We start from the raw sequence: 275 nt of genomic DNA, 5'->3' as shown, positions 1-275 counted from the left end.
TCTTGCGATCCCCCACTTTAATAAAAAAAAGATGTCTTTTTTTCACCCTATCCGGTATTAGCGGTCGTTTCCAACCGTTATCCCAGAGTTAAAGGCAAGTTATCCATGTCTTACTAACCCTTCCGCCACTAAACCCGAGGTTTCGTTCGACTTGCATGCCTCATCCACGCTGTCAGCATTCAATCTGAACCAAGATCAAATTCTCACAGAAAAATAAACTCTTGAAAACCTGAGTTGATTATATATAATCTGCACTACTTAAAAGTAGTGCTATA

The 275-nt window shown here is 39.6% G+C and carries 1 rRNA gene; it reads right to left on the bottom strand.

The window, feature by feature from the left end:
- Nucleotides 1-211, bottom strand: a 16S ribosomal RNA gene (locus BU804_RS00795); the annotation flags it as partial.
- Between the last annotated feature and the right edge of the window lie 64 nt (nt 212-275).

The organism is Candidatus Protochlamydia sp. W-9 (assembly GCF_001950615.1).
GTDB lineage: Bacteria > Chlamydiota > Chlamydiia > Chlamydiales > Parachlamydiaceae > Protochlamydia > Protochlamydia amoebophila.
Note: the sequence above shows the minus strand (reverse complement) of the source record. Positions and strands in the feature narration are given on the sequence as shown.